Source organism: Streptomyces sp. AC512_CC834 (assembly GCF_019049325.1).
GTDB lineage: Bacteria > Actinomycetota > Actinomycetes > Streptomycetales > Streptomycetaceae > Streptomyces.
The window spans coordinates 154,211-171,921 of the sequence record NZ_JAGMUO010000113.1 but is presented as its reverse complement, the minus strand read 5'-3'; the positions used below and the strand labels follow the sequence as shown (position 1 = coordinate 171,921).

Annotated in this window: 23 protein-coding genes; 22 read left to right on the top strand and 1 reads right to left on the bottom strand. The window is 72.0% G+C overall.

What is annotated here, in order from left to right; translation table 11 throughout:
• The first annotated feature begins 174 nt into the window (after nt 1–174).
• From hisD to KUM40_RS35725, 11 genes are all read left to right on the top strand, one after another.
• The gene (hisD, locus tag KUM40_RS35775; protein WP_217170471.1) at nt 175–1,545 is read left to right on the top strand and encodes a histidinol dehydrogenase; all 1,371 of its coding nucleotides are present in this window, start codon (nt 175–177) and stop codon (nt 1,543–1,545) included.
• A complete protein-coding gene (locus KUM40_RS35770) occupies nt 1,542–2,651 on the top strand; it encodes a histidinol-phosphate transaminase (protein ID WP_217170470.1) in 1,110 nt (369 codons plus the stop codon). The genes hisD and KUM40_RS35770 overlap by 4 nt, the downstream gene beginning before the upstream one ends.
• Entirely contained in the window at nt 2,648–3,241 is a 594-nt protein-coding gene (gene hisB, locus KUM40_RS35765; protein ID WP_217170469.1) for an imidazoleglycerol-phosphate dehydratase HisB, read from the top strand. Before KUM40_RS35770 ends, hisB begins: the two co-directional genes overlap by 4 nt.
• 3 nt (nt 3,242–3,244) lie before the next feature.
• The gene (locus KUM40_RS35760; protein ID WP_003976764.1) at nt 3,245–3,409 is read left to right on the top strand and encodes a hypothetical protein; all 165 of its coding nucleotides are present in this window, start codon (nt 3,245–3,247) and stop codon (nt 3,407–3,409) included.
• Complete coding sequence (hisH, locus tag KUM40_RS35755) at nt 3,400–4,047, top strand: imidazole glycerol phosphate synthase subunit HisH (protein ID WP_217170517.1); 648 nt, start codon at nt 3,400–3,402, stop codon at nt 4,045–4,047. The genes KUM40_RS35760 and hisH overlap by 10 nt, the downstream gene beginning before the upstream one ends.
• Before the next feature lie 17 nt (nt 4,048–4,064).
• A complete protein-coding gene (priA, locus tag KUM40_RS35750; RefSeq protein WP_217170516.1) occupies nt 4,065–4,790 on the top strand; it encodes a bifunctional 1-(5-phosphoribosyl)-5-((5-phosphoribosylamino)methylideneamino)imidazole-4-carboxamide isomerase/phosphoribosylanthranilate isomerase PriA in 726 nt (241 codons plus the stop codon).
• Complete coding sequence (locus tag KUM40_RS35745) at nt 4,787–5,182, top strand: RidA family protein (RefSeq protein ID WP_217170468.1); 396 nt, start codon at nt 4,787–4,789, stop codon at nt 5,180–5,182. Before priA ends, KUM40_RS35745 begins: the two co-directional genes overlap by 4 nt.
• Before the next feature lie 37 nt (nt 5,183–5,219).
• Nucleotides 5,220–5,975 (top strand): imidazole glycerol phosphate synthase subunit HisF, encoded by a 756-nt coding sequence (hisF, locus tag KUM40_RS35740; RefSeq protein ID WP_217170467.1) that lies wholly within the window; start codon nt 5,220–5,222, stop codon nt 5,973–5,975.
• 67 nt (nt 5,976–6,042) lie between these two features.
• A complete protein-coding gene (locus KUM40_RS35735; RefSeq protein ID WP_030186025.1) occupies nt 6,043–6,261 on the top strand; it encodes a hypothetical protein in 219 nt (72 codons plus the stop codon).
• 92 nt (nt 6,262–6,353) lie between these two features.
• A complete protein-coding gene (locus tag KUM40_RS35730) occupies nt 6,354–6,632 on the top strand; it encodes a hypothetical protein (protein ID WP_254396156.1) in 279 nt (92 codons plus the stop codon).
• Nucleotides 6,633–6,636: 4 nt separating this feature from the next.
• On the top strand, nt 6,637–7,899 hold the full coding sequence (locus KUM40_RS35725; protein WP_308401307.1) for an MFS transporter: 1,263 nt from the start codon (nt 6,637–6,639) through the stop codon (nt 7,897–7,899).
• Between the two features lie 30 nt (nt 7,900–7,929).
• Here KUM40_RS35725 and KUM40_RS35720 read toward each other — a convergent pair whose 3' ends face one another.
• A complete protein-coding gene (locus KUM40_RS35720) occupies nt 7,930–8,565 on the bottom strand; it encodes a TIGR03085 family metal-binding protein (RefSeq protein WP_217170465.1) in 636 nt (211 codons plus the stop codon).
• 82 nt (nt 8,566–8,647) lie between these two features.
• Here KUM40_RS35720 and hisI point away from each other — a divergent pair, with 82 nt between their 5' ends.
• The 11 genes from hisI (at nt 8,648) to lgt (ending at nt 17,688) form a co-directional block, all read left to right on the top strand.
• Nucleotides 8,648–9,088, top strand: coding sequence for a phosphoribosyl-AMP cyclohydrolase (hisI, locus tag KUM40_RS35715; protein WP_217170464.1), 441 nt, complete (start codon nt 8,648–8,650; stop codon nt 9,086–9,088).
• 20 nt (nt 9,089–9,108) lie between these two features.
• Nucleotides 9,109–10,599, top strand: coding sequence for an anthranilate synthase component I (locus KUM40_RS35710; RefSeq protein WP_217170514.1), 1,491 nt, complete (start codon nt 9,109–9,111; stop codon nt 10,597–10,599).
• 84 nt (nt 10,600–10,683) lie between these two features.
• On the top strand, nt 10,684–11,325 hold the full coding sequence (locus tag KUM40_RS35705) for a TIGR02234 family membrane protein (protein ID WP_217170463.1): 642 nt from the start codon (nt 10,684–10,686) through the stop codon (nt 11,323–11,325).
• Between the two features lie 154 nt (nt 11,326–11,479).
• Nucleotides 11,480–11,731, top strand: coding sequence for an HGxxPAAW family protein (locus KUM40_RS35700; RefSeq protein ID WP_217170462.1), 252 nt, complete (start codon nt 11,480–11,482; stop codon nt 11,729–11,731).
• A gap of 142 nt (nt 11,732–11,873) precedes the next feature.
• Nucleotides 11,874–12,296 (top strand): DUF2752 domain-containing protein, encoded by a 423-nt coding sequence (locus tag KUM40_RS35695; protein ID WP_217170513.1) that lies wholly within the window; start codon nt 11,874–11,876, stop codon nt 12,294–12,296.
• Nucleotides 12,297–12,416: 120 nt separating this feature from the next.
• On the top strand, nt 12,417–13,226 hold the full coding sequence (trpC, locus tag KUM40_RS35690) for an indole-3-glycerol phosphate synthase TrpC (RefSeq protein ID WP_217170461.1): 810 nt from the start codon (nt 12,417–12,419) through the stop codon (nt 13,224–13,226).
• Between the two features lie 21 nt (nt 13,227–13,247).
• Nucleotides 13,248–13,424 carry a tryptophan biosynthesis modulator TrpM gene (gene trpM / locus KUM40_RS42760; protein ID WP_374227451.1) on the top strand — a complete coding sequence of 59 codons (177 nt, stop codon included), beginning with the start codon at nt 13,248–13,250 and terminating at the stop codon, nt 13,422–13,424.
• Between the two features lie 133 nt (nt 13,425–13,557).
• Nucleotides 13,558–14,841: a tryptophan synthase subunit beta gene (gene trpB / locus KUM40_RS35685; protein ID WP_217170460.1), complete on the top strand. Its 1,284-nt coding sequence runs from the start codon at nt 13,558–13,560 to the stop codon at nt 14,839–14,841.
• Nucleotides 14,838–15,653 carry a tryptophan synthase subunit alpha gene (gene trpA, locus KUM40_RS35680; RefSeq protein ID WP_217170459.1) on the top strand — a complete coding sequence of 272 codons (816 nt, stop codon included), beginning with the start codon at nt 14,838–14,840 and terminating at the stop codon, nt 15,651–15,653. The genes trpB and trpA overlap by 4 nt, the downstream gene beginning before the upstream one ends.
• Before the next feature lie 105 nt (nt 15,654–15,758).
• Nucleotides 15,759–16,532, top strand: a complete 774-nt coding sequence (locus tag KUM40_RS35675) for a thioredoxin domain-containing protein (RefSeq protein WP_217170458.1) — start codon at nt 15,759–15,761, stop codon at nt 16,530–16,532.
• Between the two features lie 76 nt (nt 16,533–16,608).
• Nucleotides 16,609–17,688: a prolipoprotein diacylglyceryl transferase gene (lgt, locus tag KUM40_RS35670; RefSeq protein WP_217170457.1), complete on the top strand. Its 1,080-nt coding sequence runs from the start codon at nt 16,609–16,611 to the stop codon at nt 17,686–17,688.
• The last annotated feature ends 23 nt before the right edge of the window (nt 17,689–17,711 follow it).

Sequence of the window (17,711 nt, the reverse complement as noted above, 5' to 3'; positions counted from 1 at the left end):
CTCTTCGTACAACCGTTCATGCCCACTCCGTGACGCTCCGAACACTCAAAGTGAGCACGGATCACGCGAGTTCGCCGTGGGCCGCAAGAGTCCGCCGCGTGAGCCCGCCGCGTTCTGTATCAGCCATTGATACGCGCGGACCGTGCCGGACGCGGGTCTGAGAGAATTGGTTCCGTGATCTCCCGAATCGATCTGCGCGGCGACGCCCTCCCCGAGGGACCCGCCCTGCGCGACCTGCTGCCCCGGGCCGACTTCGACGTCTCGGCCGCCCTGGAGAAGGTGCGTCCGATCTGCGAGGCCGTGCATCATCGTGGCGACGCGGCGCTGATCGACTTCACCGAGCAGTTCGACGGCGTCCGCATTGACCGGGTGCGGGTCCCGGCCGACGCGCTCACGCGCGCGCTGGAGGAGCTCGACCCGGCCGTCCGCGCGGCCCTGGAGGAGTCCATCCGCCGCGCCCGCCTCGTCCACCGCGAGCAGCGTCGCAGCAGCCACACCACGCAGGTCGTGCCCGGCGGCTCGGTCACCGAGAAATGGGTGCCGGTCGAGCGGGTCGGGCTCTACGCGCCCGGCGGCCGGTCGGTCTACCCGTCGTCCGTGATCATGAACGTGGTGCCCGCCCAGGAGGCCGGGGTCGGCTCCGTCGCACTCGCCTCGCCCGCCCAGGCGCCCGCTTTCGAGAACGACCCGGCCGGCGGGCTCCCGCACCCCACCATCCTCGCCGCCTGCGCCCTGCTCGGCGTCGACGAGGTGTACGCGGCGGGCGGTGCCACCGCCGTCGCCATGTTCGCGTACGGCACCGAGTCCTGCCCGCCCGCCAACATGGTCACCGGCCCCGGCAACATCTGGGTCGCCGCCGCCAAGCGCTACTTCACCGGGAAGATCGGCATCGACGCCGAGGCAGGACCGACCGAGATCGCCGTCCTGGCGGACTCGACCGCCGACCCGGTGCACGTCGCCTCCGACCTGATCAGCCAGGCCGAGCACGACCCGCTGGCCGCGGCCGTCCTGGTCACCGACTCCGTGGAGCTCGCGGACGCGGTCGAGAAGGAGCTCCAGCCGCAGGTCGAGGCGACCAGGCACGTCGAGGACCGGATCCGCCCGGCCCTCGCCGGCCGCCAGTCCGCGATCGTGCTCGTCGACGGCGTCGACGAGGGCCTGCGCGTCGTCGACGCCTACGGCGCGGAGCACCTGGAGATCCAGACCGCCGACGCCGCCGCCGTCGCCGAGCGCGTCAGGAACGCCGGCGCGATCTTCGTCGGCCCGTGGGCCCCCGTCTCGCTCGGCGACTACGCGGCCGGGTCCAACCACGTCCTGCCCACCGGCGGCTGCGCCTGCCACTCCTCGGGACTGTCCGTGCAGTCGTTCCTGCGCGGCATCCACATCGTCGACTACACGCGCGACGCGCTCGCCGAGGTCGCGCACCACGTGGTGACGCTGGCGGAGGCGGAGGACCTGCCCGCCCACGGCGCGGCGGTCAAGGCGCGTTTTGCCGGAGGCGAACAAGACGGGCACAGTGACTGGAAGGTCCCGGCAAGCAAGTGACGTTCGGAATCGACGATCTCCCCGTACGGGACGAGCTGCGCGGCAAGTCCCCCTACGGCGCACCCCAACTGGACGTGCCGGTACGGCTGAACACCAACGAGAACCCCTACCCGCTGCCCGAGGCGCTGGTCGAGCGGATCGCCGAGCGCGTCCGCGAGGCCGCCCGCGACCTCAACCGCTACCCGGACCGGGACGCGGTCGAACTGCGCACCAAGCTCGCCGAGTACCTGACACAGACCTCCGGGTACGCCGTCGACGTCCGCAACCTCTGGGCGGCCAACGGCTCCAACGAGGTCATCCAGCAGTTGCTGCAGACCTTCGGCGGGCCGGGCCGCACCGCGATCGGCTTCGAGCCGTCGTACTCGATGCACGCCCTCATCGCGCGCGGCACCGGCACCGGCTGGATCTCCGGCCCGCGCCGCGACGACTTCACCATCGACGTGCCCGCCGCCGAGCGGGCGATCGCCGAGCACCGCCCCGACGTCGTCTTCATCACCACCCCCAACAACCCCACGGGCAACGCGGTTCCGGCCGAGACGGTCCTCGCCCTCTACGAGGCCGCTCAGGCCGCGAAACCCTCCATGGTCGTGGTCGACGAGGCCTACATCGAGTTCAGCCACGGCGCCTCGCTGCTGCCGCTGCTGGAGGGCCGCCCCCACCTCGTCGTCTCCCGCACGATGTCGAAGGCGTTCGGCGCGGCGGGCCTGCGCCTCGGTTACCTCGCCGCGCACCCGGCCGTCGTCGACGCCGTCCAGCTCGTACGGCTGCCGTACCACCTGTCGGCCGTCACCCAGGCGACCGCGCTGGCCGCCCTGGAGCACACGGACACGCTGCTGAAGTACGTCGAGCAGTTGAAGACCGAGCGGGACCGGCTGGTCGCCGAACTGCGCGCGATCGGTTACGAGGTGACCGAGTCCGACGCGAACTTCGTCCAGTTCGGGCGGTTCACGGACTCGCACGAGACCTGGCGGAAGATCCTCGACCGGGGCGTGCTGGTCCGGGACAACGGCGTGCCGGGGTGGCTGCGGGTCACCGCCGGAACTCCGCAGGAGAACGACGCGTTCCTCGACGCGGTACGTGAAGTCAAGAAGGAGCAGAACACATGAGCCGCGTGGGACGCGTGGAGCGTACGACCAAGGAGACCTCGGTCCTCGTCGAGATCGATCTCGACGGCACCGGCAAGACCGACATCGCCACCGGCGTCGGCTTCTACGACCACATGCTCGACCAGCTCGGCCGGCACGGTCTGTTCGACCTGACCGTGAAGACCGACGGCGACCTGCACATCGACTCCCACCACACCATCGAGGACACCGCCCTCGCGCTGGGCGCCGCCTTCAAGCAGGCCCTCGGCGACAAGGTGGGCGTCTACCGCTTCGGCAACTGCACGGTCCCGCTGGACGAGTCCCTCGCCCAGGTCACCGTCGACCTGTCCGGCCGCCCCTACCTCGTGCACACCGAGCCCGAGAAGATGGCGCCGATGATCGGCGAGTACGACACGACGATGACCCGGCACATCCTGGAGTCCTTCGTCGCCCAGGCACAGATCGCCCTGCACGTGCACGTGCCGTACGGGCGCAACGCGCACCACATCGTGGAGTGCCAGTTCAAGGCGCTGGCCCGGGCCCTGCGCTACGCCTCCGAGCGCGACCCGCGCGCGGTCGGCATCCTGCCTTCGACGAAGGGCGCGCTGTAACCCATGAACGGTACGTCCACCGCACTGATCGTCGTCGGCCTCTTCTTCCTCGGCGGCATCTACTCCTTCGCCAAGCAGCAGATGCCCAAGGGGCTGATCGTGCTGCTCTCCATCGGCGCCGGGATGTGTCTGCTCGCGGGTGTCCTGCGGCTGGAGGTCTGGAGTTGACCGCCGCCAAGCGGGTCGTCGTCTTCGACTACGGCTTCGGCAACGTCCGTTCCGCCGAGCGCGCACTCGCGCGCGCGGGAGCCGACGTCGAGATCACCCGTGACTACGACAGGGCCATGAACGCCGACGGGTTGCTGGTCCCCGGCGTCGGCGCCTTCGCCGCCTGCATGGACGGCCTCAAGGCGGCGCGCGGCGACTGGATCGTGGATCGCCGACTGGCGGGCGGGCGCCCGGTCATGGGCATCTGCGTCGGCATGCAGATCCTCTTCACGCGCGGCATCGAGCACGACGTGGAGGCCGAGGGCCTGGACGAGTGGCCCGGCACGGTCGGACCGCTCCAGGCCGACGTCGTCCCCCACATGGGCTGGAACACGGTCGAGTCACCCGCCGGCTCGCAGCTCTTCGCCGGCCTGGACGCCGACGCCCGCTTCTACTTCGTGCACTCCTACGCCGTCCACGACTGGGCCCAGGAGTCGCAGAACCCGCTGATCGCCGCCCCCAAGGTCACCTGGGCCACGCACGGCAAGCCCTTCGTGGCCGCCGTGGAGAACGGCGCCTTGTGGGCCACCCAGTTCCACCCGGAGAAGTCCGGCGACGCCGGAGCCCAGCTCCTCACCAACTGGATCGAGACCCTGTAGAGATGAGCCCGGTAGAGATGAGCAAGCTCGAACTCCTCCCCGCCGTCGACGTCCGCGACGGTCAGGCGGTCCGGCTCGTGCACGGCGAGTCCGGTTCCGAGACCTCCTACGGTTCGCCCCTGGAGGCCGCTCTGGCCTGGCAGCGCTCCGGCGCCGAGTGGCTGCACCTGGTGGACCTGGACGCCGCGTTCGGCACCGGGGACAACCGCGAGCTGATCGCCGAGGTCGCGAAGGCCATGGACATCAAGGTCGAGCTGTCCGGCGGCATCCGCGACGACGGCACCCTCGCCGCCGCACTCGCCACGGGCTGTACCCGGGTGAACCTCGGCACCGCCGCCCTGGAGACCCCCGAGTGGGTCGCCAAGGTCATCGCCGAGCACGGCGACAAGATCGCGGTGGGCCTCGACGTACGCGGCACGACGCTGCGCGGCCGCGGCTGGACCCGGGACGGCGGCGACCTCTACGAGACGCTGGCACGCCTCGACAAGGAGGGCTGCGCGCGGTACGTCGTCACCGACATCGCCAAGGACGGCACCCTCCAGGGCCCGAACCTGGAGCTGCTGAAGAACGTCTGCGCGGCCACTGACCGCCCGGTCGTGGCGTCGGGCGGCGTCTCCTCCCTCGACGACCTGCGCGCGATCGCCGGGCTGGTCCCGGCCGGTGTCGAGGGGGCCATCGTCGGGAAGGCCCTGTACGCGAAGGCGTTCACCCTGGAAGAGGCCTTGGAGGCTGTGGCGTCATGACATCCGAAGCCGTACGGCGCGTGCAGAGCGGAAGTCCCTGGGAAGAGTCCTTCGGTTTCGCACGGGCCGTGGCGGCGGGTGATCGTGTCATCGTGGCGGGCACCACCGCCTTCAGGGGCAACCTCCTGTACGGCGACGGCGACCCCTACGAACAGACCAGGGTGGCCTTCGGCACCGCCGTCGAGGCGATCGGCGAGTTCGGACTGGACATCGGGTCCGTGATCCGGACCCGGGTGTACCTGGCCCACTCGCGGGACGTCGACGAGGTGGGCCGCGCCCACAAGGAGCTGTTCGACTCCGTGCGCCCGGCCACCACCCTGCTGGTCGTGGAGGGCTTCATGGACTCCCGGGTCCTGGTCACGGTGGAACTGGAAGCATTCAGAGAGCAGTAAAGAGAGCAGTAAGAGGCATCGAAGGAGCCGTGGATTCATGACCCTGGCGGTCCGAGTCATCCCCTGCCTGGACGTGGACAACGGCCGGGTCGTCAAGGGCGTCAACTTCCAGAACCTGCGCGACGCGGGCGACCCCGTCGAGATGGCCAAGGTGTACGACACCGAGGGCGCCGACGAGCTGACGTTCCTGGACATCACCGCCTCGTCGGGCGACCGCGAGACGACGTACGACGTGGTGCGCCGCACCGCCGAGCAGGTGTTCATCCCGCTGACCGTCGGCGGCGGCGTGCGCACCGCGGAGGACGTCGACAAGCTGCTGCGGGCCGGTGCGGACAAGGTGGGCGTGAACACGGCCGCCATCGCCCGCCCCGACCTGATCCGCGAGATCGCCGAGCGGTTCGGCCGGCAGGTCCTCGTCCTGTCGGTCGACGCCCGCCGCACCGAGGCGGGCACCTTCGAGGTGACCACCCACGGCGGCCGGCGCGGCACCGGCACCGACGCCGTGGAGTGGGCGCACCGGGCCGCCGAGCTGGGCGCGGGGGAGATCCTGCTCAACTCGATGGACGCGGACGGCACGAAGGACGGCTACGACCTGGAGATGATCGAGGCGGTCCGGAAGCACGTGACCGTCCCGGTGATCGCCTCCGGCGGCGCGGGCCGCCTCGCCCACTTCGCCCCGGCCGTCGCGGCGGGCGCCGACGCGGTGCTGGCGGCGTCCGTCTTCCACTTCGGCGACCTGCGGATCGGCGAGGTGAAGGAGACGCTGCGGGGGGCGGGGCATCCCGTTCGGTAGTTCGAGGCACCCCTCTTGGTAGTGAAGGTGGTAGTGGTCGCGGTTGTGGTCCCGCTAGGGTGCTCATATGCCTGGGATCACGATCGAGTTCACCGAGGAAGAGCTGGCCGAGCTGCGCGCGGAGGCCAAGGAGCAGGGCGTCGCGATCAAACGGCTCGCGCACGACATACTGACCGAGGACGTTGTGCGCCGGCGGCAGAAGCAGCGGTTCGTCGAGGGGGCGTCGAAGTATGCACGCGAAATCATGGCCGACTTCGAAGAGCGCTTCCCGGCGGGACTGCGGTGACGCTCTACGTCGATGCCGGCTGGGTCCTCTGCGTCCAGGTCGAGGCCTCGCCGCCGAACACACCTATCCGGGACTGGGGCGCCCTTCATTGCATGGCCGAGAGGCACAGGTACGAGCGTGTCGCGGGAGAGCCCTACTACGAGGAGATCCCGACCCGAGCGGCCACATTCCTGCACACCGCGCTGAGGCTCCGACCGTTCACGGACTACAACGCGTCGATCGGCATCGGCTGCATCCGGGCGTACATGGAGGCCTCCGGAACGCCGATCGACCCACGGCCGGGCGACTGGGCCAAACTCGTCTCCGACATCCGCGGCGACGAGACCGACCTCAACGAGACCGCCCGCCTGCTCCGCACCTGGGCTGCATGACCCGGTGTCCGACCTCACCGACATAGCCACCCACAGGGCACGGCTCACCCCCGGCCGTCCCGCCCACCGCGACGCCAACGTCCTGCGCTGGGTCGCGGCCTACACCGCCTCCATGCTCGGCGACAGCATCTTCTTCCTCGCGCTGTCCTGGGCCGCCGTGCAGCGCGGCAGCCCCGCCGAGGCCGGGATCGTCACGGCCGTGAGCGCGGTGCCGCGCGCGCTGCTCATGCTCGGCGGGGGAGTGATCGTCGACCGGCTGGGACCGCGCAGGGTCGTCATCGGCAGCGACACCGTACGGTGCGTGGCCGTCCTCCTGGTGGCCGCGCTGCTCTTCGCGACCGACCCGGGACTGTGGCTCCTCGCCGTTCTCGCCCTCGTCTTCGGTGCGGTGGACGCCCTCTTCCTGCCCGCCGTCGGGGCGCTCCCGGCGCGTCTGACGGGCAATGACCAGCTCGCCCGCGTCCAGGGCATGCGGGGCCTCGCCATCCGCTTCTCCTCCGTCGTGGGTGCCCCGCTCGGCGGCCTCGGGGTGGCGATCGGCGGCGCGGCGGCGGCCTTCGCCTTCGCCGGTCTGCTGATCGCCGTGTCCGTACCGCTGCTGGTCTCCGTACGGATGCGCGAGCTGCCCCCCGACGACGCGGCGGCCGCTCCCGGCGGCACCGCGTGGCGGGACCTGCGGGACGGGCTCCGATACATCCGCCGGCACCGCGTCCTCGGCCCGCTGATGCTGGTCATCGCCCTCGGCGACCTCGGCTTCGTCGGCCCGCTCAACATCGGCCTGACCCTGCTCGCCGACGAACGCGGCTGGGGAGCCTCCGGAATGGGCTGGACACTCGCCGGCTTCGGGGTGGGCGCCGGGGCGGCGGCCCTGCTGCTGACCGTCCACGGACGCGTGCCGCACGCCGGGTACGTCCTGGCCGGCGCCATCATCCCCGGCGCGGTCGCGATCGGCGCCCTCGCCCAGGCGCCCGCCCTTCCCGTGGCCGTCGTCACGGCGCTGCTCGTCGGCCTGCTCGCGGGGCTCAGCGGCGCCCTGTGCGGGGCCCTGCTCCAGACCCAGTCCGCCCCCGCCCTCCTGGGGCGCGTCACGGCGGTCTCCGGGATCGTCAGCCTGGGCATCGCGCCGCTGAGCATGCCGCTGTCCGCCGCCGCCATCGGCGTCTGGGGCACCGGCCCGGTCTTCGCCGTCAGCGCCGCGGTCTGCGGCCTCGGCGGGATCGTCGCCCTGTGCGCACCGGGGGTACGCCGGGCCGAACTGCCGACGTGAGAGGCAGTGAGAGCCAGCGAGAGGCGGACCTCAGATCCCGAGCTGCCGCTTCTCCCGGAGCTTGGCGATCGCGTCCTGCTCGCCCTCCAGCTCCACCTTCGCGGCGCTCTGCCGGCCGTACGCGAACAGCAGCAGCTCGGACGGCTCGCCCGTCGCCGTCACCACCGGCGTACCCCGGTGGGCGACCGTCGTCTGGCCGTCGGGGCGGCGCAGCACGAGGCCCGTCGGGAGGCCGCGGCCCATCAGGCGGGCCGCGCGCTCCAGGCGGGACCACAGGGCGTCCTGGAACACCGGGTCCAGCTCGCGCGGCGACCAGTCGGGCTGGGCACGGCGGACGTCCTCGGTGTGCACGTAGAACTCCACCGTGTTCGCCGCCTCGTCGACCTGCTTGAGCTGGAACGGCGAGAACCGGGGAGGGCCGGTGCGGATGAGCTGGAGCAGTTCCTCGTACGGCTTCGCGCCGTACTCCTCCATCACCCGGTCGAGCCGGGACGCGAGCTGCTTGATCAGGGTGCCCCCGGCGGCGTCAGGGCGGCGCTCGCGCACCACCACGTGGGCGGCGAGGTCACGGGTGCGCCAGCCGTCGCACAGGGTCGGGGCGTCCGGACCCGCCGTTTCCAACAGATCCGCGAGCAGAAGTCGTTCACGCTTGGCGAAAGTCGACATGGAGTCAGCCTACGGCGGCCGGCCGGGTCCGCCCAATGGACGGCCCCGGGGCGTGTCCGTCCCGCGCGGCACAATGGGGCGCATGACCAGCAGCTCCCCCCGGCGGCCCAGCCCGCTCGCCCCGGAGATCACGGCCCGCCTCAAGCGCGGCGCCGACGGCCTCCTGCCCGCCATCGCCCAGCAGTACGACACCGGAGAGGTGCTGATGCTCGGCTGGATGGACGACGAGGCACTGCACCGCACGCTGACCACGGGCCGCTGCACCTACTGGTCGCGCAGCCGCCAGGAGTACTGGGTCAAGGGCGACACCTCCGGGCACTTCCAGTGGGTGAAGTCGGTCGCCCTGGACTGCGACGCCGACACCGTGCTGGTCAAGGTCGACCAGGTCGGCGACGCCTGCCACACCGGCGCCCGCACCTGCTTCGACGCCGACGTCCTCCTCGCCGAGGACGCCGAGGAGATCGAGGACGCCGAGGAGACCGAGGGCCCCGCGGGCGCCGGCGCGCCCGGCGCGGGTCAGTAGGGTCTGCCGCCATGGACGACATGGACCTCGACACCTTCCGCAAGCTGGCCGCCGACCGCCGGGTGATCCCGGTGAGCCGCAAGCTCCTCGCCGACGGCGACACCCCCGTGGCCCTGTACCGCAAGCTCGCCGCCGAGCGGCCCGGCACCTTCCTGCTGGAGTCCGCGGAGAACGGGCGCTCCTGGTCCCGGTACTCCTTCGTCGGCGTCCGCAGCGCCGCCACCCTCACGGAGAAGGAAGGGCAGGCCCACTGGGAAGGCTCCCCGCCCGTCGGCGTCCCCACCGACGGCGACCCGCTCGCCGCCCTGCGCGCCACCGTCCAGGCCCTGCACACCCCGCGCGACCTCGCCCACGACCTGGGCCTGCCCCCCTTCACCGGCGGCATGGTCGGCTACCTCGGCTACGACATCGTGCGCCGCCTCGAGAAGGTCGGCCCGGGGGAGCGGGACGACCTGAGACTCCCCGAGCTGACCATGCTGCTCACCAGCGACCTCGCCGTCATGGACCACTGGGAGGGCTCGGTCCTCCTGATCGCCAACGCGATCAACCACAACGACCTGGAGACCGGCGTCGACGAGGCCTACGCCGACGCGATCGCCCGCCTGGACGTCATGGAGGCCGACCTCACGCGCGCGGTCGCCCAGCCCCCGGCCGCGCTGCCGCCCTCCGAGCTGCCCGAGTACACCGCGCTGTGGGGCGGCCCCGACTTCCAGGAGGCCGTCGAGGACATCAAGGAGCGCATCCGCGCGGGCGAGGCCTTCCAGGTCGTCCCCTCACAGCGGTTCGAGACGCCGTGCACGGCGAGCGCCCTGGACGTGTACCGGGTGCTGCGGGCCACCAACCCCTCCCCGTACATGTACCTGCTCCGCCTCGACGGCTTCGACGTCGTCGGGTCGTCGCCCGAGGCGCTGGTCAAGGTCGAGGACGGGCACGCCATGGTGCACCCCATCGCCGGCACCCGCCCGCGCGGCGCCACCCCGCAGGAGGACCAGGCCCTCGCCGACGAACTGCTTGCCGACCCCAAGGAGCGCGCCGAGCACCTCATGCTGGTCGACCTCGGCCGCAACGACCTCGGGCGCGTCTGCGAACCCGGCTCCGTCGAGGTCGTCGACTTCATGTCCGTCGAGCGGTACTCGCACGTCATGCACATCGTCTCCACGGTCACCGGCCGGGTGTCCCCGGACCGCACCGCCTTCGACGTCCTCACCGCCTGCTTCCCGGCCGGCACCCTCTCCGGCGCGCCCAAGCCGCGCGCCCTGCAGATCATCGACGAACTCGAACCCTCCCGGCGCGGCGTGTACGGCGGCTGTGTCGGCTACCTCGACTTCGCGGGCGACTCCGACACCGCCATCGCCATCCGCACGGCGCTGCTGCGCGACGGCACCGCCTACGTCCAGGCGGGCGCGGGAGTCGTCGCCGACTCCGACCCGGTCGCCGAGGACACCGAGTGCCGCAACAAGGCGGCGGCGGTCCTGCGGGCCGTACACACGGCCAACCGGTTGACGCAATAGGGCGGGCCGGTCGGGACGGTAGGGCGATTCTCACGCCCGCCAATTCGAACCCCGGGTGACGGTTCGCCCGGGGTTCGGGTGATAGTGGAGTACGTGACAGCCGTTCCGCACCCCCGCACCCCAGCCGCAGGACCCGCCCGGGCCGGCCGCCGGAGCCTCGCCGTAGCCCTGATGTGCGGCGCGCTCGGCGCCGCCGTCGCCCTGCTCGCCACCCGGCAGGAGTGGGCGCAGGGCACCGCGACGGTGGCCGGCGGCGCGTTTCCCCTGACCGCCACGGGCAGCGACGTCACGGGCGTACCCGCGGCGCTCGCCATAGTGGGCCTCGCCGCGCTCGTCGCCGTCTTCGCCGTCCGCCGGGCGGGCCGCTTCGCCGTCGCCGCCCTGCTCGCGCTGAGCGGCGCGGGCACCGTCGCCGCCGCCCTGCTCGGTGCCTCCGACAGCTCCGCGCTGGACGACCAGGCCGCCAAGGCCGCCGGCGACACCTCGGCCACCGTGGACGCGCTCTCCCACACCGCCTGGCCCTACGTCGCCGCCGTGGGCGGCGCCCTGCTCCTGCTGGCCGGGCTGCTCGCGCTGCGCTACGGCCGCCAGTGGCCCGCGATGTCCGGCCGCTACGAGCGCGACGGCACCCCGCGCCCGCGCCGCAGGCCGCAGCCCGTCGACCCGAACCGCCCCGAGGACCTCTGGAAGGCCATCGACCGAGGCGAGGACCCGACCAGCGCCTGACCCGCGTTCAGGTCCGGGTTCAGGCCCGCGTCCAGGTTCGTTCAACTCCGCCGTTCACCCGCCGGAGCACCCCCGCTCACGGCGCGTGCCCCCGTGCGGGACAATGGGCGCGAGCGTCCTGCTCAGACATGGCACACAGAACGAGGAGCAAGCAATGGCGGGCAGCAGCCACGGTCACACCCCGGCCGCCTGGACCGGTGTCATCATCGCCTTCATCGGTTTCTGCATCGCGGGCATGTTCATGGTGGCCGCCCAGCCGTGGGGCTTCTGGGCCGGCATGGCGGTCGTGCTCCTCGGCGGTGTCGTGGGCTACATCATGCGGATGATGGGCCTCGGCCAGCCGAAGCGGAACCACCCCGTGCACCAGGTCGCGGGCGACCGTGCGGAGGCCGGCGCCAAGGGCTGACCGGGCACGGCGGGCCACGGACCCCACGAGGGGCGGACCGGCACAGGGTGCCGGGAACCGCCCCTCACGTGCGCGTGCGGAACGCCGGGGGCAGAATGCGGGCGTGGACGCCGACAGCGGTAAGCCGACCCCGACCCCCGCCATGAGCCGGTCCAGGGCCCCGACGCGGGGCGCGTTCGCGCGCCTGGCCGTCCCGGCCGGAGTGCTCGCGGCCGTCGCCGGGGCCTTCGCGTACGTGGGCAGCGTGGACCCCTACGAGCCCGGCCACTATCCCGTCTGCCCCCTGCTGCGCTTCACGGGCATCTTCTGCCCCGGCTGCGGCGGCCTGCGCAGCGCCCACGCCTTCGTCCACGGCGACATGCCGGCCGCGCTGCACGCCAACGCGCCCGCCGTCCTCGCCTATCTGGGCTTCGCCGTCCTGTGGACCGTCTGGGTGATCCGCGCCGCCCGCGGACGTCCCGTCCGGGTCGACCTCGGACCGGTCCACCTGTGGACGCTGGGGACGTTGCTGCTGGTCTTCACGGTCGTCCGGAACCTGCCGTTCGGCGGCACGCTCCTGCCTTGATCGTCCGACGGACGTCCGGGCGGGCCAGGGACCGGCGTCGGCCGGATGCGGGACCCGTGCCCGGTTCCGGATACCATCACAGTGACCACACGTTTTGCCGTCAGAAAGGGGGCCGCTCGCGTGAGTGTGCTCGACGAGATCATCGACGGAGTCCGTGCCGACCTCGCGGAGCGGCAGGCGCGCGTCAGCCTCGACGAGCTCAAGGAGCGCGCGGCCCAGGCTCGCCCCGCCAAGGACGGCGTGTCCGCGCTGCGCGGCGACGGTGTCAAGGTCATCTGCGAGGTCAAGCGCTCCAGCCCGTCCAAGGGCGCGCTCGCGGCCATCGCCGACCCGGCCGCACTCGCCGCGGACTACGAGGCGGGCGGCGCCGCCGTCATCTCCGTCCTCACCGAGGAGCGCCGCTTCGGCGGCTCGCTCGCCGACCTGGACGATGTCCGCGCGCGTGTGGACATCCCCGTGCTGCGCAAGGACTTCGTCGTCACCTCGTACCAGTTGTGGGAGGCCCGGGCGCACGGCGCCGACCTCGTGCTGCTGATCGTCGCGGCCCTCGAGCAGCCGGCCCTGGAGTCGCTGATCGAGCGCGCCGAGTCCATCGGACTCACCCCGCTCGTCGAGGTGCACGACGAGGACGAGGTCGAGCGCGCGGTGGACGCCGGCGCCAAGGTCATCGGCGTCAACGCGCGCAACCTGAAGACGCTCGAGGTCGACCGCGGCACGTTCGAGCGGGTCGCCCCGGAGATCCCCGCGCACATCGTCAAGGTCGCCGAGTCCGGCGTCCGCGGCCCGCACGACCTCATCGCCTACGCCAACGAGGGCGCCGACGCCGTCCTGGTCGGCGAGTCCCTGGTGACCGGCCGCGACCCGAAGACGGCCGTCTCCGACCTGGTGGCGGCAGGCGAACACCCGGCACTGCGCCACGGCCGGGGCTGACACCCCGCTAGGCTGACCCCGATGACGACGCTCCCCCTCACCCCAACCTCCCGGGACCCGTACGCCCGCCTCGCGCGCGGCTGCCGCCCCCGAGGCTGCCGCGCCCCCGCCCGCCGGGTGCACGGCCGCAGGGTGCGATACGTCATCGGAGACGAACCCGGGCAGGTCAACGGCATGCGATGGCACCAGCCAACCTAGGGGCGCGGGGCTGTAGTGAATCTGCGACTCCGTCGCGTGGGCGCGACCAGCCACAACGGGCCGGCAGCCGACAGACAACACCCCGCCCCCACGGCGATTAGTCCCCACCAGACACTCACCGTGAGGTACCCGCATGCCCAGCAACTTCTTCATCCCCGACCCGGAGGGTCAAACCCCGAGCCCCGAAGGCTACTTCGGCGCGTACGGCGGCAAGTTCATCCCGGAGGCCCTCGTCGCCGCCGTGGACGAGGTCGCCGTCGAGTACGACAAGGCCAAGTCCGACCCGGAGTTCGCCCGCGAACTGGACGACCTGCTCGTCCACTACACCGGCCGCCCCTCGTCCCTCACCGAGGTGCCCCGCTTCGCCGAGCACGCCGGCGGTGCCCGGGTCTTCCTCAAGCGCGAGGACCTGAACCACACCGGCTCGCACAAGATCAACAACGTGCTCGGCCAGGCCCTGCTCACCAGGCGCATGGGCAAGACCCGCGTGATCGCCGAGACCGGCGCCGGCCAGCACGGCGTGGCCACGGCGACGGCCTGCGCCCTCTTCGGCCTCGACTGCACCATCTACATGGGCGAGATCGACACCCGGCGCCAGGCCCTCAACGTGGCCCGCATGCGGATGCTCGGCGCCGAGGTCATCGCCGTGAAGTCCGGCAGCCGCACGCTGAAGGACGCGATCAACGAGGCCTTCCGCGACTGGGTCGCCAACGTCGACCGCACCCACTACCTGTTCGGCACCGTCGCCGGGCCCCACCCCTTCCCGGCGATGGTGCGCGACTTCCACCGTGTCATCGGCGTCGAGGCCCGCCGCCAGCTCCTGGAGCAGGCCGGACGCCTCCCCGACGCCGCGATCGCCTGCGTCGGCGGCGGCTCCAACGCCATCGGTCTCTTCCACGCCTTCATCCCCGACGCCGACGTCCGCCTCATCGGCTGCGAGCCCGCCGGGCACGGCGTCGAGAGCGGCGAGCACGCGGCCACCCTGACCGCGGGCGAGCCCGGCATCCTGCACGGCTCCCGGTCCTACGTCCTCCAGGACGACGAGGGCCAGATCACCGAGCCGTACTCGATCTCGGCCGGCCTGGACTACCCGGGCATCGGACCCGAGCACGCCTACCTCAAGGACTCCGGCCGCGGCGAGTACCGCGCGGTCACCGACGCCGCCGCCATGCGGGCCCTGCGCCTGCTGTCGCGCACCGAGGGCATCATCCCGGCCATCGAGAGCGCCCACGCGCTGGCCGGGGCCCTGGAGGTCGGCGAGGAGCTGGGCAAGGACGGGCTGATCGTGGTCAACCTGTCCGGCCGCGGCGACAAGGACATGGACACCGCGGCCCGCTACTTCGGGCTGTACGACACCGACGCCGAGGTCGCGGCCGACGAGACCGGCGCCGCGGAGATCGAGGGGGACGCCAAGTGAGCGGGAACGTGCGACTGCTGAACGACACCCTCGCCGCGACGAAGGCCGAGGGGCGCGCCGCCCTGATCGCCTACCTCCCTGCCGGGTTCCCGACCGTCACCGGCGGCATCGAGGCGATCAAGGCCGCCCTCGACGGCGGCGCCGACGTCGTCGAGGTGGGACTGCCGCACAGCGACCCCGTCCTGGACGGCCCGGTCATCCAGACCGCCGACGACATCGCCCTGCGCGGCGGTGTGCGGATCGCCGACGTGATGCGCACCGTCCGTCAGGCGCACGAGGCCACCGGCAAGCCGATCCTCGTCATGACCTACTGGAACCCCATCGACCGCTACGGCGTCGAGCGCTTCACCAGCGAGCTGGCCGAGGCGGGCGGCGCCGGGTGCATCCTGCCCGACCTGCCCGTGCAGGAGTCGGCGCTGTGGAGGGAGCACGCCGACAAGCACGGGCTCGCCACGGTCTTCGTGGTCGCGCCCAGCAGCCGGGACGCACGGCTCGCCGAGATCACCGCGGCCGGCAGCGGCTTCGTCTACGCCGCCTCCCTCATGGGCGTCACCGGCACCCGCGAGTCGGTCGGCGCGCAGGCCGAGGACCTGGTGCGGCGCACCCGCGCCACCACCGACACCCCGGTCTGTGTCGGCCTCGGCGTCTCCAACGCCGCACAGGCCGCCGAGGTCGCCCGCTTCGCCGACGGCGTCATCGTCGGCTCGGCGTTCGTCAAGCGCATGCTGGACGCCCCCGACGACGCGGCCGGCCTGGAGGGCGTCCGCGCACTCGCCGCCGACCTCGCGAAGGGCGTGCGCGGGCAGGCGTAGACCGGGAGACCGGGCGTAACGGCAGGTAAGTCATACGGGTCCCTCGTACGGGTGGACCTGGGACCGGGGAGGCGCGCTGCGCCTCCCCGGTTCGTTCTGCGGGGTGTGAGCGAGAAGAACCGACAGGGAAAGCGCGGCGCCCGCGAGAAGCTGGCAGCCGAGCGCGAGAAGCAGAAGTCCAGGGACAAGCGCCGCCGCGCGCTGATCGTCGGCGCGAGCGTGGTCTGCGTCCTGGGGCTCGCGGCGGTGATCGGCGTGGTCGCCGCGAACGCGGGCAAGGACGACGGCAGCGAGTCCGCCGGGCCGATCGTGGCGCCCTCCGGCGCGCAGGGCAAGGACGGCCTCGCGATCCCCGTCGGCAAGGAGAGCGCCAAGTCCACGCTCACCATCTGGGAGGACTTCCGCTGCCCGGCCTGCAAGGCCTTCGAGCTGGCGTACCGCGACACCGTCCACGAGCTGACCGACGCCGGAAAGCTCAAGGTGGAATACCACCTGGCCACGATCATCGACGGCAACATGGGCGGCACCGGCTCCCGCAAGGCCGCCAATGCCGCGGCCTGCGCCCAGGACGCCGGAAAGTTCACCCCTTACCACGACGTGCTGTACGACAACCAGCCGTCCGAGACCGACGACGCCTTCGCCGACGAGAACAAGCTGCTCGACCTGGCGGGCGAGGTCGACGGCCTCGACACCACCCTCTTCCAGGAGTGCGTGAAGAACGGCAAGCACAACAGTTGGGTGGAGAAGTCCAACAAGGCCTTCCAGGACGGCGGCTTCAGCGGCACGCCGACGGTGCTCCTGGACGGCAAGAACATCTACCAGGACCGCTCGATGACACCGGCCAAGTTCAAGCAGATGGTGGAGGAGGCCAACAAGTAGCGCGCCCGCTCGTTACGGACCCGTAGCCGGGCTGCCCGCCGCGCGTCCCGTCCGACACGGTAGCGTCGACCCTGCCATGGAACTTGCCTTCATTCCCAGCCCGTCGCGCGGGGTGCTGCACCTCGGTCCCATCCCGCTGCGCGGCTACGCGTTCTGCATCATCATCGGCGTCTTCGTTGCCGTCTGGCTCGGCAACAAGCGCTGGGTCGCCCGGGGCGGGCGGTCCGGCACAGTGGCCGACATCGCGGTCTGGGCCGTTCCCTTCGGTCTGGTCGGCGGACGCCTCTACCACGTGATCACGGACTACCAGCTCTACTTCAGCGAGGGCCGTGACTGGGTCGACGCCTTCAAGATCTGGGAGGGCGGCCTCGGCATCTGGGGCGCGATCGCGTTCGGCGCGGTGGGCGCCTGGATCGGCGCCCGCCGCATGGGCGTCCCGATGCCGGCGTACGCCGACGCCGTCGCCCCCGGCATCGCCCTCGCGCAGGCCATCGGCCGCTGGGGCAACTGGTTCAACCAGGAGCTGTACGGCAAGGCGACCGACCTGCCGTGGGCCCTCGAGATCACCTCGACGGCCGACGGACGGGTGCCGGGCACCTACCACCCGACGTTCCTGTACGAGTCGCTGTGGTGCGTCGGCGTCGCCTTCCTCGTCATCTGGGCCGACCGCCGCTTCAAGCTCGGCCACGGGCGGGCCTTCGCGCTGTACGTCGCCGCGTACTGCGCGGGCCGGTTCTGGATCGAGTACCTGCGCGTCGACGACGCCCACCACATCCTGGGCCTCAGGCTGAACAACTGGACCGCGCTGTTCGTGTTCCTGCTCGCCGTGCTGTACATCGTGCTCTCGGCGCGGATGCGGCCGGGCCGGGAGGCCGTGGTCGAGCGGGGCGCGGAGCCGTCCGACGGCGACGCCGGGGACGCCGCGAAGGCGGACGCGGAGGCGGACCCCGCGGACACCGGAGCCGACGACGCGAAGGAAGCCGACGACGCGGACGATGCCGGGCACGCGAAGGAGTCCGACGGCGGGGACGCGGCCGGACGCGCAGAAGAATCCGAGCCCGCGGACGAGGCCGACGACGCGAAAGACGACGCGAAGGACGACGCCAGGAGCTCCGAGACCGTGAAGGACGGGGCCGACACCGCCAAGAAGGGCTGACGGCCCGCCGTATACGCCGCCGA